Origin of the sequence: Microcystis ichthyoblabe FBCC-A1114 (assembly GCF_050500245.1) — a bacterium.
GTDB classification, from domain to species: Bacteria; Cyanobacteriota; Cyanobacteriia; order Cyanobacteriales; family Microcystaceae; genus Microcystis; species Microcystis ichthyoblabe_A.
Genome location: NZ_CP191408.1, coordinates 877927 through 891433 on the forward strand (window position 1 = coordinate 877927; position 13507 = coordinate 891433).

General features: G+C 45.7%; 10 protein-coding genes. 6 read left to right on the forward strand and 4 right to left on the reverse strand.

The genetic code is table 11. The features are described from left to right. Positions 1–68 precede the first annotated feature (68 nt). Positions 69–1811, reverse strand: coding sequence for an ABC transporter ATP-binding protein (locus ACQY1Y_RS04185; RefSeq protein WP_430014041.1), 1743 nt, complete (start codon positions 1809–1811; stop codon positions 69–71). Between the two features lie 85 nt (positions 1812–1896). Continuing rightward, on the reverse strand, positions 1897–2031 hold the full coding sequence (locus ACQY1Y_RS04190; protein WP_259679076.1) for a hypothetical protein: 135 nt from the start codon (positions 2029–2031) through the stop codon (positions 1897–1899). An 809-nt stretch (positions 2032–2840) separates the two neighbouring features. Between ACQY1Y_RS04190 and ACQY1Y_RS04195 the strand changes: the two genes are divergently transcribed. The 4 genes from ACQY1Y_RS04195 (at position 2841) to ACQY1Y_RS04210 (ending at position 8327) form a co-directional block, all read left to right on the forward strand. Next, on the forward strand, positions 2841–4163 hold the full coding sequence (locus ACQY1Y_RS04195; RefSeq protein WP_430014042.1) for a CmpA/NrtA family ABC transporter substrate-binding protein: 1323 nt from the start codon (positions 2841–2843) through the stop codon (positions 4161–4163). Between the two features lie 144 nt (positions 4164–4307). Then, the gene (gene ntrB, locus ACQY1Y_RS04200) at positions 4308–5135 is read left to right on the forward strand and encodes a nitrate ABC transporter permease (RefSeq protein WP_430014043.1); all 828 of its coding nucleotides are present in this window, start codon (positions 4308–4310) and stop codon (positions 5133–5135) included. Between the two features lie 140 nt (positions 5136–5275). Beyond that, positions 5276–7282, forward strand: coding sequence for a nitrate ABC transporter ATP-binding protein (locus tag ACQY1Y_RS04205; protein ID WP_430014044.1), 2007 nt, complete (start codon positions 5276–5278; stop codon positions 7280–7282). Positions 7283–7328: 46 nt separating this feature from the next. Beyond that, positions 7329–8327 carry an ABC transporter ATP-binding protein gene (locus ACQY1Y_RS04210; protein ID WP_430014045.1) on the forward strand — a complete coding sequence of 333 codons (999 nt, stop codon included), beginning with the start codon at positions 7329–7331 and terminating at the stop codon, positions 8325–8327. A 284-nt stretch (positions 8328–8611) separates the two neighbouring features. Here ACQY1Y_RS04210 and ACQY1Y_RS04215 read toward each other — a convergent pair whose 3' ends face one another. Next, positions 8612–9238 carry a DUF2301 domain-containing membrane protein gene (locus tag ACQY1Y_RS04215; protein WP_002737508.1) on the reverse strand — a complete coding sequence of 209 codons (627 nt, stop codon included), beginning with the start codon at positions 9236–9238 and terminating at the stop codon, positions 8612–8614. Between the two features lie 148 nt (positions 9239–9386). Here ACQY1Y_RS04215 and thiO point away from each other — a divergent pair, with 148 nt between their 5' ends. Further along, positions 9387–11363, forward strand: a complete 1977-nt coding sequence (gene thiO, locus ACQY1Y_RS04220) for a glycine oxidase ThiO (RefSeq protein WP_430014046.1) — start codon at positions 9387–9389, stop codon at positions 11361–11363. Positions 11364–11443: 80 nt separating this feature from the next. Here the strand turns inward: thiO and ACQY1Y_RS04225 are convergent, their stop codons facing one another. Further along, positions 11444–12979 (reverse strand): TolC family protein, encoded by a 1536-nt coding sequence (locus ACQY1Y_RS04225; protein WP_430014047.1) that lies wholly within the window; start codon positions 12977–12979, stop codon positions 11444–11446. 202 nt (positions 12980–13181) lie between these two features. Between ACQY1Y_RS04225 and ACQY1Y_RS04230 the strand changes: the two genes are divergently transcribed. Next, positions 13182–13406, forward strand: coding sequence for an addiction module antidote protein (locus ACQY1Y_RS04230; protein WP_430014048.1), 225 nt, complete (start codon positions 13182–13184; stop codon positions 13404–13406). Positions 13407–13507 lie beyond the last annotated feature (101 nt).

The following is a 13507-nucleotide window of genomic DNA, read 5'->3' on the forward strand; positions in this document are numbered from 1 at the left end:
TCTTAAGGAATAATTGAGATAGTCCACAACTTCACCGGTAATAACTAGCAGATTCCCTATTTTATCGGCTAATCTAAAACCTTAGACTCTAACTGCTGCTGTTGCCAGAGATTTTGATAGACTCCGGGGACTGCGATTAACTCCTCGTGGGTTCCTATCTGGACAATTTCTCCGAGGTCCATGACAAAAATGCGATCAGCAGTGGCAGCGGCCAATAATTGATGGGAGATAAAAATCACGGTTTTTTGGCTTTCTTGGCTGAGATTTTCCAAAATAGCCGTGGCCGTTTGATTATCGACGCTAGATAGGGCATCATCAAGGATTAAAATCGGTGCTTGGATGGCTAAAGCACGCGCTAAAGAGGCCCGTTGACGTTGACCCCCGGAAAGAGTAATCCCACGTTCTCCCACTAAAGTTCCGTATTTTTGCGGGAAATTCTCGATTTCCTCCTCAATTCTCGCTTGTTTGGCCGCCGATTTCACTGCCGAAAAATTCAGCAGCGGATCGCCATAACGGATATTATCTTCGATGGTGGTACTAAATAAAAAACTTTCTTGGGGAACATAAGCGATCGCTTTTCGCAGATCTTCAAGAGCAATTTGAGTGACATCTTGATTATCAATAAATAACTGTCCTTCCGCAATATCCAAAAGACGGGGAATAGCGTTAGCAAGGGTAGATTTTCCCGACCTGATCGCACCGACTACCGCTACCATTTCCCCCGGATTAATGGTAAAAGAAAGAGATTTTAAGGCTGGTTCTTTAGCATCAGGATAGAAAAAAGTCAAGGCTTTGGCGGTAATTTTTCCTTGAATATTTTTTAGGTGAATACAATCGGCATTGTCTTTAATTTTAGCCTCAGCTAACAGGATAGTTTCTAGGCGATCAATACTCACTTCTCCCTGTTGGTAGGCCGTAATAGTGAAACCTAATAAAGCAGTGGGAAAAACTAATCTTTCCGCCAAAATTAACAGAGCAATAAAGTCCCCAATGGTGATATTATCCGATATAATTTGTCTAGTACCGAGGGCAAGCAACGCCAATAAACTCACATAGGATAAAGCTTCAATCAGGGGAAAAAGAAAATTACGAGTCTGGACTAAATCTAAATTAGCCTGTAATAATTTGCGATTTCTTTGTTTAAATGCTAGGCGCTCGTTACCTTCTTGGGCATAGATTTTAATCAGAGTAATACCACTCATATCCTCTTGAATTAAATCGCTCAGATGCGAGAGTTTTTCTTGTACTTTTTTCTGTTGCCGCTGCAGACGACCACTAAATAACTGCACAGCAATTAACATCAAAGGATAGACAGAAATGGCGGCGACTGAAAGGGGAATATGAATCGCTAACATTACGGGCAAAGTTAACCCATAGGCAAAAAAAGTATTAGCCAAACTGAGCAAAGCAAAACCCACCAGACGACGGATATTATCCACATCGCTAGTGGCACGGTTGATTAAATCTCCTGAAGTTTGCCGCGAAAAATAGGCAGGTTCAAGGGTTAATAAATGCTGAAAGATTTTTTGTTTAAGATCGAACTCTACCTGACGACCGATCCCGAATAATAACACTCTGGATATCATGCGGATAAACCACATAATCGAGGCTAAAGCGATAATAAAAATCACATAGTAAATGATTTTTTGGAAGTCAAAGGATTTACTTAAATCATCGATGCTATCCCGGATTAAAAGCGGTATATAAACACCCAAAAGATTAACAACAAGCAAAGCAACTACCCCCCAAGTTACTATTTGCCAATGGGGACGTAGATAATTTGCTAGTTTTTTAATGCGAGAATAAGCCATATTCAGTTATCAGTTATCAGTGAGCAGTGAGCAGTTATCAGTTAGAATAGGGAACAGGGAACAGGGGGAATAGCCCCCCAAGATTTTATTTTTTCTCCTTGTCCTGATTTGGCGGCGGTTTAACATTAGAACCACCCGTGGGCGGTTTACCAGGGGGTTTATCAATTTTAGCTTGATAGCCGTCGTTTTTCTGAACCCGTCGTTCTTGTTTTTCGGACATTTAAGTTACCTCTGTTTGATGCTGCCAAAATTCAATCAGCTAAGACGTATTTAAACCGCTTATTCTTAGATTAGCCGAATCTCCCTCAATCCCTTTACTGTTGCCAGAGTGCAAGAGTGCCTCATCTCAACAAGCAATTTAAATACGCGGGCAGCTTATTACATTTTGGGCGCACGCAGTTCGATAAACTCACTGACCACGATGGGCCTCTACCATTGGCGCAATAATATTATTGTAGGGGCGAATTGCCTTCACCCTCTTTTAATAACTTCTGCTGCTCACCATAACTGGGAGAGATTCACAAATGTGAGATACACCCAACCAGTAATCATTGAACTGCAAACTCAAATCCGATAACTGAGTCAAGATGGCTAAAAATCCCCATCGCCCTACCATGCGTTTCAGACAAATTTTTATGCTTTTATTACATGACTGGCAATATTTTGTAACAATCTATACGAATTTTCCTGTTGAAGACTGTAAATTTAAGTTAATTGCTTCGGTAATAACCCTGAAATAAACTGATCTTTCTAGCCCAGATGACCAAAAACCGCCCCTATCTATCTATCCACTCCTCAAAACTGTTATGCTTCTAGAAAAAATCTCTTAGACAAAAACTACTGCTAAATCTCCCCAGATGGAGAAGCAAAAGCGATCGAGAGATAAAAATAGTCAAAGCCTCCTTACTGAATCAACAGTTACTTGCAAGGAATTTTCTCGGTTATCACCGCAGTCAGTTAGGGGAAATAATGAGAATTTTTCACCGTTTCATCACCTTTGTTTAGTTTCTAATCACGATTTTTTAGTCCATGAGTAAACTTTCTAGACGTAGATTTATCTTCACTGCCGGGGCAACTGCCGTAGGAACAGCAATTCTCCACGGTTGCGCCACTCCCAATAATACCGCGACCAGTCCCTCCCCGGCCGGCAGTCCTGCCGCTTCCCCCGCTGCCAGTGGAGAAACTCCCGAAGTCACCACCGCTAAACTAGGTTTTATTGCCCTCACCGACGCTGCCCCCTTAATTATCGCCAAGGAAAAAGGTTTATTCGCTAAACACGGGATGCCCGATGTGCAAGTGATGAAACAAGCCTCTTGGGCTGCAACCCGGGATAACCTCGAATTAGGTTCGGTGGGTAACGGTATCGATGGGGCGCATATTTTATCCCCCATACCCTACCTAATGACCTTGGGCAAAATCACCAAACAGCCAGTACCGATGTATATTCTGGCGCGTTTGAATACCAATGGTCAAGCGATTTCTGTGGCTAACGAATACATGGATCTAAAGGTTGCCCTCGATAGCGGTGTACTGAAAGAATCCTTCGCTAAAGCTAAATCTGCGGGCAAAGAAGTTAAAGCCGCCGTCACTTTCCCCGGTGGTACTCACGATCTCTGGATGCGCTATTGGTTAGCCGCCGGCGGCATCGATCCGAATAAAGATCTATCCCTAATTGTTGTTCCTCCGGCACAAATGGTGGCTAACATGAAAGTCGGCACGATGCAAGCTTTCTGTGTGGGGGAACCTTGGAACGCGCAACTGGTTAAGCAAAAACTCGGTTATTCAGCCCTGATAACTGGGGAACTGTGGAAGGATCACCCCGAAAAAGCCTTCGCTTTACGCGCCGATTGGGTGGATAAAAATCCCAAAGCGGCAAAAGCTTTAACCATGGCTGTTCTGGAAGCGCAGCAATGGTGCAACGATCCCGCTAATGTTAAGGAAATGTGCGAGATTATTTCAGGACGGGAATGGCTGAAAATTGACCCCGCCGATATCTTGGGAAGAATGCAAGGTAATATCGATTTCGGTGATGGTCGCAAAATCGAAAATAGCCCCGTAGCCATGAAATTCTGGGCTGATAACGCTTCCTATCCCTACAAGAGTCATGATACTTGGTTTGTGACTGAAGACATCCGTTGGGGCTATATTCCCGCCGATACAGACATCAAAGCTTTAGTTGATAAAGTTAACCGGGAAGATATCTGGAGAGAAGCCGCCACAGCCCTCAATGTTCCGGCTGATCAAATTCCCACCTCTACCTCCCGCGGTGTGGAAACTTTCTTTGATGGTGTTACTTTTGACCCCGAAAATCCCCAAGCTTACCTGAAATCTCTCAAGATTAAAAAGGTTTAAATCAGTGAGCAGTGATCAGTAACCAGTCAACAGTTAAAGATGATTTGCTGATAACTGGTAATTAATAACTGATAACTGATCACTGATGCTGATCACTGATAACTGAACCACTGATAACTGATAACTGATAACTGATAACTGATTATGGCTGTTTCTATTTCTCGTCGTTCTCAAGGTCCGAAATGGGTAAAAGACCTCAAAAAAAAATTACCCAAACTAGCAACTTCGGCGATTGCTTTATTAATTTTCCTCGTCATCTGGCAAATAATCTGTTTTAGTCCCGATGCTCCCCTCCCTAGTCCCACTAAAGTGGTTAGCGATACCTGGGAATTAATTATTAATCCCTTTTTTAATAATGGTGGCACGGATGTGGGGTTATTCTGGCAAATTTTCGCCAGTTTACAACGGGTGGCCGTCGGTTTTACCCTAGCGGCTATTGTCGGCATTGCCGTAGGAATTTTAATCGGTAGCAGCGCCCTAATTTATGATGCGATCGATCCGATTTTCCAAATCCTGCGTACCGTTCCCCCCCTAGCTTGGCTACCCATCTCCCTCGCGGCTTTTCGTAATAACGAACCTAGTGCCATATTTGTAATTTTTATTACAGCAATTTGGCCAATTATTATTAACACAGCCGTGGGAGTACAGCAGGTTCCCCAAGACTATAAAAACGTCTCTAGAGTGCTAAAATTATCCAAAGTTGAATATTTTTTCAATATTCTTTTTCCCGCCACCGTTCCCTACGTTTTCACAGGATTAAGAATCGGTATCGGTTTATCTTGGTTGGCAATTGTAGCGGCGGAAATGCTGATCGGTGGCGTGGGAATTGGCTTCTTTATCTGGGATGCTTGGAATAGTTCCATGATCAGTGAAATTATCCTCGCTCTGATTTATGTGGGTATTGTTGGTTTCTTACTCGATCGCCTCATGGCCTACATCGCTAAATTAGTTGTACCAGAAGAAAATAAATAGGGTTTGCGGCAAAAAATTTTTCGGTGGGGGCAGGGTGTGGGGAGCTTTTTAAGTAAACAGTAAACAGTAAACTAAAAACTCACATCTGATAACTGATAACTGATAACTGATAACCGATAACTGATAACTGATAACTGAAAATGTCTGCATTTATTGAAGTCGATCACATTGATAAGGTTTTCCCTCTCCCCGATGGCCGTCAATATATCGCCCTAAAAAATATCGATCTCAGCGTTACTCAAGGGGAATTTATCTCTTTAATCGGTCACTCCGGTTGCGGGAAATCCACCCTCTTAAATATGGTCGCTGGACTCGATCGCCCGACGGTGGGAGGGGTGATTTTAGAGGGAAAAGAAATTAAAGGTCCCGGTCCCGATCGCATGGTAGTCTTCCAGAATTATTCTCTACTGCCCTGGTTAACCGTCCGGGAAAATATCGCCCTAGGAGTTAACCGCGTGCTGCGTCATCTACCGGCTGCTGAACGCAAAAGTGTCATCGAACATAGTATCGATATGGTACACCTGCGCCATGCGGCCAACAAACGACCGGGAGAATTATCGGGAGGCATGAAACAACGGGTAGCGATCGCCCGCGCTTTAGCCCTACGGCCAAAAGTCCTGTTACTTGATGAACCCTTTGGGGCGCTGGATGCGTTAACCAGAGGCAATTTACAGGAACGTTTGATGGAAATCGTCGAAGAAAGCCACGTTACCTGTATCATGGTCACGCACGATGTGGATGAAGCCCTATTACTATCCGATCGAGTGGTGATGTTAACCACCGGTCCAGAGGCCCATATCGGTCAGATTCTCGATGTTCCCATTCCCCGGCCCCGGCATCGTTTAGAAGTAGTTAACCATCCCAGTTACTACTCCCTGCGTAACGAGATCGTTTATTTCCTCAACCAACAGAAGCGATCGAAGAAAGTCGGCCAACCCACCGAACCAGTAACAGTGATCGGCCAAGCTACCAGATTGAAAACCAATCCCACCATCGGTTTTATCCCCCTCACCGATTGCGCTCCGATTATTATCGCCAAAGAGAAAGGTTTCTTCGCCGAGGAAGGATTAGAGGATGTTATCCTGCAACGGGAACCTAACTGGAAAGCGCTCGCCCAAGGAGTGGCCACCGGTCGTCTCGATGCGGCCCAGATGGTGGCGGGAATGCCCCTGAGCATGACCATTGGGGCTGGAAATAAGCCCTCTGTCCCCGTGATTAGTGCTTTGGTACTCAGTCGCAACGGTAACGCCATCACCCTCAGCAATAAATACAGGGAATTGGGGGTAGAAAAACTGGAGGACTTAAAGGAGTCCCTCCAGCAAAGTCCCGATCAAATCGCCACTTTCGGCATGGTTCACCCCGCTTCCATGCACAATCTACTGTTACGCTACTGGTTAGCTAGTGGCGGCATCGATCCCGATAGTGATGTCAATTTAGCCGTAATTCCGCCGCCTCAAATGGTTTCCCTACTAAAAGCGGGTAAGATCGACGGTTATTGTGTGGGGGAACCCTGGAACTCCTACGCCGTTCACGAAAAATTAGGCTACGTTATCGCCACCGATCTCGATATTTGGCCCGGACACCAGGAAAAAGTCCTCGGAGTCAAGGAAACTTGGGCAGCGAAACATCCCGAAACCCATATCGCCATGGTGAAAGCTTTAATTAAAGCCTGCGAATACTGCGATGATCAGCGTAATCGAGAACATATCGTTAATATTCTCAGTCAGCCCCAGTATGTGGGTGTGGATAGGGCAATTATCCGCCCCGGTTTCCTCGATGGTTACGATCGCGGTTTAGGAACTGCCCCCGAACCCCTATTCCGATTTAATCAGTTTTACGTCGATCAAGCTAACTGTCCAGGCCGCAGTGAGGCCCTATGGACCCTAACTCAGCTTGCTCGTTGGGGTTACGCACCGTTCCCCCGCAACTGGGTGGAAGTGATTGAACGCGTCCGTCGTCCCGATCTGTTTGGTGAAGCTTGCCGGTCCCTGGGCCTTCCCGATTTGGAACCCGATCGCCACAGTTTTGCCCTCTTTGATCGTCTTATTTTCAATCCTGACGATCCGATCGGCTATCTGGAACGTTTTTCGATCCGTCGCGATTATCGCGTCTCAGAAGTTCTCCTCGATGATCCCGTCGCTAATTAATGGTTGTGGTGGGCTTTGCCCACCTTAAAATAAATCTAGGACGAATATGCAAACTTTTACCGATAAGACCGTGAATTCCAGCACCACCACCCAGCCTTTTTTATTAGTTAGTAATGTTGCCAAAGAATACCCCTCTCCCGAAGGGGTTTACACCGTTTTAGACGGTGTGGAGCTGCAAGTCAATGAGGGGGAATTTGTCTGCATTATCGGTCACTCCGGCTGCGGTAAATCGACTCTTTTGAATATGGTGGCGGGGTTTTCTTCTCCTAGTCGTGGGCAAGTGCTGCTACAGGATAAAGAGGTTAAGGAACCAGGACCGGACCGGATGATGGTATTCCAAAATTATTCGCTTTTGCCTTGGAAAACTGCCTTTGAGAACGTTTATATCGGGGTTAGTTCGGTTTATCCCCAAAAATCTCACGCTGAGAAGGTGAGGATCGTGGAAGAAAATCTATCCCTAGTGGGATTGACAGAAGCAGCCCAGAAAAAACCCCCCCAATTATCGGGAGGCATGAAACAACGGGTTGCGATCGCCCGCGCCCTGGCCATTCGTCCCCAAGTCCTCATCCTCGATGAACCTTTTGGAGCCCTAGATGCGATTACTAAAGAAGAATTACAGGAAGAATTGCTGAAAATCTGGCAAGAACACCAGTTAACCGTGTTGATGATTACCCACGATATTGATGAGGCTTTGTTCTTGTGCGATCGCTTGGTGATGATGACCAACGGCCCAAGCGCTAAAATCGGGGAGGTGTTAAAGATGCCTTTTGCTCGTCCCCGGGTTCGTTCCCAAATTACCGAGGATCCCCGTTACTACGAACTCCGCAATGAAGCTCTCGATTTCCTCTACAATCGTTTTGCCCATTCGGAGGATCCCAACGAGGATGCCCCCGAACAACCCCGCACAGAAAATCTCGTGGGTAAAATTGTTACTGCTATTGGTGGCATAGCTTTACTCGCTTTTGTCGGTTTTAGTCTAATACAAATGTTCACCAGCAAGACTGCCAATACTACCAATCCGGCTACCATCGAGGCCCCCAGATAGGTAACATTTATCAGTTATCAGTTATCAGTTATCAGTTATCAGATTTGAGTTTTAAGTGACAGTATTAAATATAAGTTTCTTACTATCTTTTCACTGATTACTGTTTACTGATTACTGACCAAGAATAAACCAGAAAGAGACAAAGAACAAAAAGCTGAAACCCGATCAGTTTAACTTATATAGTAGTGATCGATCTTTGTGTCCTTTGTGTCTGGAGTGGTTCGTTCCACTCACTTGCCCGCAAGACTGTATCTTAGAATAGATTTTAATCTCTGGAGAGTTTATCAGTGATTAAGATGTTCAAAGACCGATTTATCACCGATATCGTTGGGGAGAGGTTGGCTTAATTTTCTCAGAGCAAAGATAACAAATAAAGTCGCCCAGAGAATTAATAGCCCCTTTTCCCAATTTAAGGGCAATATCCCCAAAAGATGACCGAGTAAAAGGGTGGGAACTAGAGGGGTTAAAAACTTGGTTTCTAGACGATTAAAACAAAAAGCTTCTTTGAAATAAATCCCCGTGAGACTAGCAAAAATAAAGCCGACACCCAATAAACTCACCGGATGGTTATAGACAAATTCTAGGGGAGAAAGGTGAGAATAGAGGCTGAAAATTAGGGAAGTAATCGCCCCGATTAGCCAAAAAAATTGCAGGAGACGATGGAGGGGAATTAAATATATATGGATAGTCAATAAACTGATGCCTAACCCCAGACAAAAACCCATGTATAAAAGGTTAGTCAGGGGCAGTAATTGCGGTCGGGTGAGAACTATAATTGTAGCGACAGCGAAACTAAAAGCCGCTAAATTTAAACCCAGACGGTAGAGACGCACCCCTAGGCGATCACTATCCGTAATCGTAAACTCTCCGAATTGACCTTGATAAACTCGATCGACAGCAGGGGAAGTCATAATGCTCTAAAGAAAAAGGGAAGCTTAGAAAAGATCGACTACAAATTATCTTAAGCTTAAATTATGCCAGTAGCCTCACTTCTCCCTCCTCTCGGCTGACTAATTGCGAGTTAGGATCAAGGTTACATTTCCTTTAGATTTTTAAGCCATGTCGTTGAACCAAGAATCCCTCGCTTTTAGCCATGGGAGGGTCAAGAACTCAACTAGCGAAATTTTGATCGTGGGCGGTGGTATCATCGGATTAGCGATCGCCGTCGATTTGCAATTGCGCGGGGCAAAAGTTACCCTCCTAGTTCGAGATATAGCTCAGGCCGCTAGTCGTGCGGCTGCGGGAATGTTGGCCCCCCATGCAGAAGGCATTCCCCCGGGCCCGTTTCTCGATCTTTGTCTGCGATCACGATGGCTATATCCAGAGTGGAGCCGCAAAATCGAGGATTTAACGGGAATAAACAGCGGTTACTATCCCTGTGGTATTCTTGCTCCCATTTACGAGCTAGAGCAGCCCGTTACTACCGAGGAAGTTAATAAAATTTGGTTAGACAGCAATGCAGTTCACCTCTACCAACCCGGACTAGGTAAAGATGTGATCGGTGGTTGGTGGTATCCCGACGATGGACAAGTGGACAACCGGCAGCTAGTGACTGGGCTGCAACAAGCGGCCGAAAATTTAGGGGTAGAAATTCGCCAAGGGGTAGAAGTCCACGCCATACAGCAAAAGCAGGGAAAAGTCAAGAGTATTTATACTTCAATTGGGGAATTAGAAGCAAAAATTTACATTTTAGCGGCGGGATCCTGGACGAGTCAACTTTTACCCCTCCCTATCCATCCCGTCAAAGGTCAAATGGCCGCAGTAAAAATGCCCCCTAACCAGACCTTAGCTAGGGTTTTATTCGGTCCGCAAACCTATCTAGTTCCCCGTCGCAATGGTCGTTTAATTATCGGGGCCACTTCCGAAAAAGTGGCCTGGCAAACGGGTAATACACCCCAAGGACTACAAACCCTTTTTGCACGCGCTACCCGTCTCTATCCCCCTTTAGCTGACTGGGAAATCGAGGAAATATGGTGGGGATTCCGTCCGGGTACAGCGGATGAATTACCCATTTTAGGCCGCAGTAGCTGTGATAACCTGATTTTAGCCACCGGTCACTATCGCAATGGCATTTTACTAGCTCCTGTCACTGCTTCCTTAATCGCTGACCTGGTGATTAATGACAAAGTTAATCCCATTTTGACCCATTTTAGATGCGATCGCTTTAATCAACCATCACCCGTTACTATTCCACCTATGTCCTTAACTATTATTGAGAATAAACCCCAAGCGCTTTTATCGCCCCAAAATGATCGCCTCATTATTGCTGGGAAAACCTTTCACTCCCGCTTGATGACTGGGACTGGCAAATATGCCAATCTGACAACTATGCAGGAAAGTATTAGTGCCAGTGAATGTCAGATCGTCACCGTTGCCGTTAGACGAGTACAAACGAACGCACCCGGTCATGAGGGATTAGCAGAGGCGATCGATTGGTCTAAAATTTGGATGTTACCCAACACTGCCGGTTGTCAAACGGCCGAAGAAGCGATTCGGGTGGCCCGTTTAGGGCGAGAAATGGCCAAATTATTGGGACAGGAAGACAATAACTTTATTAAACTCGAAGTTATTCCCGATCCTAAATATTTATTACCCGATCCGATCGGAACTTTGCAAGCGGCCGAACAATTAGTTAAAGAAGGTTTTGCCGTACTGCCCTATATTAACGCCGATCCTCTCTTGGCCAAACGTTTAGAGGAAGCCGGCTGCGCCACGGTTATGCCCCTAGGATCGCCGATTGGGTCGGGACAGGGGCTGAAAAATGAGGCAAATATCGCGATTATCATCGAATCGTCCCAAATTCCCGTGGTGGTCGATGCCGGGATCGGTACACCCTCAGAAGCAGCCCGGGCCATGGAAATGGGGGCCGATGCTTTATTAATTAACAGTGCGATCGCTATGGCGGCTAATCCAGCTATGATGGCCCAAGCCATGGCAATGGCGGCAAAAGCGGGACGTTTAGCCTATTTAGCGGGAAGAATGCCGATTAAGTCCTATGCTAGTCCTAGTTCCCCCCTGACGGGAACGATCGCCTAACCCAGAAATCTATTGAAACGCGTTAAAATAGGGGAGATTTGGCCATCTCTCCCCACACCACACCTCGATAGATCGTACAATTAACGCACTTCAAACAAACGATTGTCCGGTAAATTACTAATCGATCGCTGGAGACTATTCAAGGATTTATTGTAATCAACGATCGCCTGTAGATAACGACTTCTGGCATCGGTTAAATCCCGTTGGGAGTTGATAACGTCCGTTTGGGTTCCCACACCCGCCTGAAAGCGTAAACGGGCTAATCGCAGACTTTCCGTGGCGGATTCAATGCTTTTTTGCGAAGTTTTGATGTTTTCTTGGTTAGAAATCAAACTATAGTAGGATTCCTCCACCTGAAGGCGGATTTCATTGCGACGGAGGGAGAATTCCGTATCGGCGCGATCGATATTTCTTTCCGCTTGACGAGCGCGAGCAAAAGCACGACCACCATCAAAGAAAGTCCAACGAATCCGGCCACCGACGCTAAAACCATCGCCAAAACCAGCTTCATCACTGAGATCGTTAAGGACATTATACTCGCCCAGAAGGTCCACTTGGGGAATCACCGCCGAAATAGCGATCGAGCGGTCTTCTGCGCTAATTTCCCTCTGTAAGAGTTGTTGTTCTAATTCCGCGCGATTTTTATAGGCCAAAACGATACTATCATTAAGACTTAAGCCCCAAGTTCCCGCCTCGCGAATCTCATCGGCAGCGGTTAACTCGATCTGCTGACCGACACTCAATATCTGTGCCAGTCGTCGTCTAGCGATGCGTTGGGTAGAAATCGCCCGGGTTAAGTCTTGGTTAGCGTTAGCGAGGTCAACTTCCGCCTGTAGGACAGCAAATCGGGTTCCTAGTCCCGCTTGCTCCAATAATTGAGCATCGCGTAAACTTTGACTAGCATCTTCGATCGCAGCTTGGGCGATCGCAACTTGGGCATCACCCCTCTGTAATTCATAATAGGCATCGGTGGCATCAAAACGAGTTTGTTCCGAGACTCGTTCCACCTCTAATTCCTGTTGCCGGATGACTTTTTCAGCCCTTTTGATCTGGGCTGTCCGTTCACCCCCTGTATAAACCCCATAGACGATGCGAACACTACCCTGAAAGTTGGTACTATCTTCGGGTGTAGTGGCTGGGATGCCCTGTTGACGAGCCAACTCATTCTGTCTTTGGGCAACTGCCGATTGATCTTGAGTGAGACTGGTTTCCGCTTGGGCCGTGGGTAATAAGGCCGCCTGTTGTTCCTTTAATTGGGCGCGAGCGATTTCCAAATTAATCCGCGATGTCTGTAAGGTCTGATTATTTTTTAAAGCTAATTCGATCGCTTGATTTAAGGTGATCGGTTGTACTACCCTAATATTCACCTCATCCGGTTTGGTGGGAAAAATCAGGGGATTGCCACTAGGATTAAGATAATTAGGGGCTTTGGGATCCGCTTCCGTGGTTGCTGGTGCCGCCGAGGGACCAGGTAATTGAGACACTGGATTGGCAGTAGGTCGGGGTTTCTTCAATAAATCGGCAGCGGACTGAGTTTGTGCCTTAACCGAGGATTCAGCCAAGAAAATCAACCCAAGCACCGCACTCACGGTAATACCATAACGCAAGAGCAACATGAGTATCTCGAAAGTAAACAGTAAACGATAAGAAGTAAACAAGCTCACACCACTATGTTGGCCGATTACTAATTACCGATAGTAACACGGGAGCATGAAAGCCACCCTCTTTTAAGCGCCGGCTAAAATTTAGATTCGATTGATTTTGAACGGGACATCAAAACAGCATTAGATTTAGCCCAATACTTATAGGAGGTTCTCTATGGCTACAATTCAGACTTATACTTGGGATGCAGCAGATCATTTGAAAACAAAAGAAGATATCGCTGCTTATCTGGAAGCTGCCCTCGAAGATGGCGATCCTAGCTTAGTAGTGGCAGCATTAGGCGATATTGCTCGTTCTCAAGGGATGACTCATATTGCTCGTGAGACGGGTTTGGGACGGGAGAGTCTCTATAAATCTTTGTCGAATCGGGGTAATCGGTGAGTTTGCTACAGTTCTTAAGGTTTTGCAAGCACTTGGGTTACGCCTGCAAGTTGTACCCATTATCGAAAAATCCCTAATCAATAATCCTACTGACTTGAAAG

Bases quoted from the DNA above. Each gene is read 5' to 3' on its own strand.
- ACQY1Y_RS04185 (WP_430014041.1), bottom strand. From the start codon at position 1,811: ATGGCTTATTCTCGCATTAAAAAACTAGCAAATTATCTACGTCCCCAT.
- ntrB (WP_430014043.1), top strand. From the start codon at position 4,308: ATGGCTGTTTCTATTTCTCGTCGTTCTCAAGGTCCGAAATGGGTAAAA.
- ACQY1Y_RS04190 (WP_259679076.1), bottom strand. From the start codon at position 2,031: ATGTCCGAAAAACAAGAACGACGGGTTCAGAAAAACGACGGCTATCAA.
- thiO (WP_430014046.1), top strand. From the start codon at position 9,387: ATGTCGTTGAACCAAGAATCCCTCGCTTTTAGCCATGGGAGGGTCAAG.
- ACQY1Y_RS04230 (WP_430014048.1), top strand. From the start codon at position 13,182: ATGGCTACAATTCAGACTTATACTTGGGATGCAGCAGATCATTTGAAA.
- ACQY1Y_RS04210 (WP_430014045.1), top strand. From the start codon at position 7,329: ATGCAAACTTTTACCGATAAGACCGTGAATTCCAGCACCACCACCCAG.
- ACQY1Y_RS04225 (WP_430014047.1), bottom strand. From the start codon at position 12,979: ATGTTGCTCTTGCGTTATGGTATTACCGTGAGTGCGGTGCTTGGGTTG.
- ACQY1Y_RS04195 (WP_430014042.1), top strand. From the start codon at position 2,841: ATGAGTAAACTTTCTAGACGTAGATTTATCTTCACTGCCGGGGCAACT.
- ACQY1Y_RS04215 (WP_002737508.1), bottom strand. From the start codon at position 9,238: ATGACTTCCCCTGCTGTCGATCGAGTTTATCAAGGTCAATTCGGAGAG.
- ACQY1Y_RS04205 (WP_430014044.1), top strand. From the start codon at position 5,276: ATGTCTGCATTTATTGAAGTCGATCACATTGATAAGGTTTTCCCTCTC.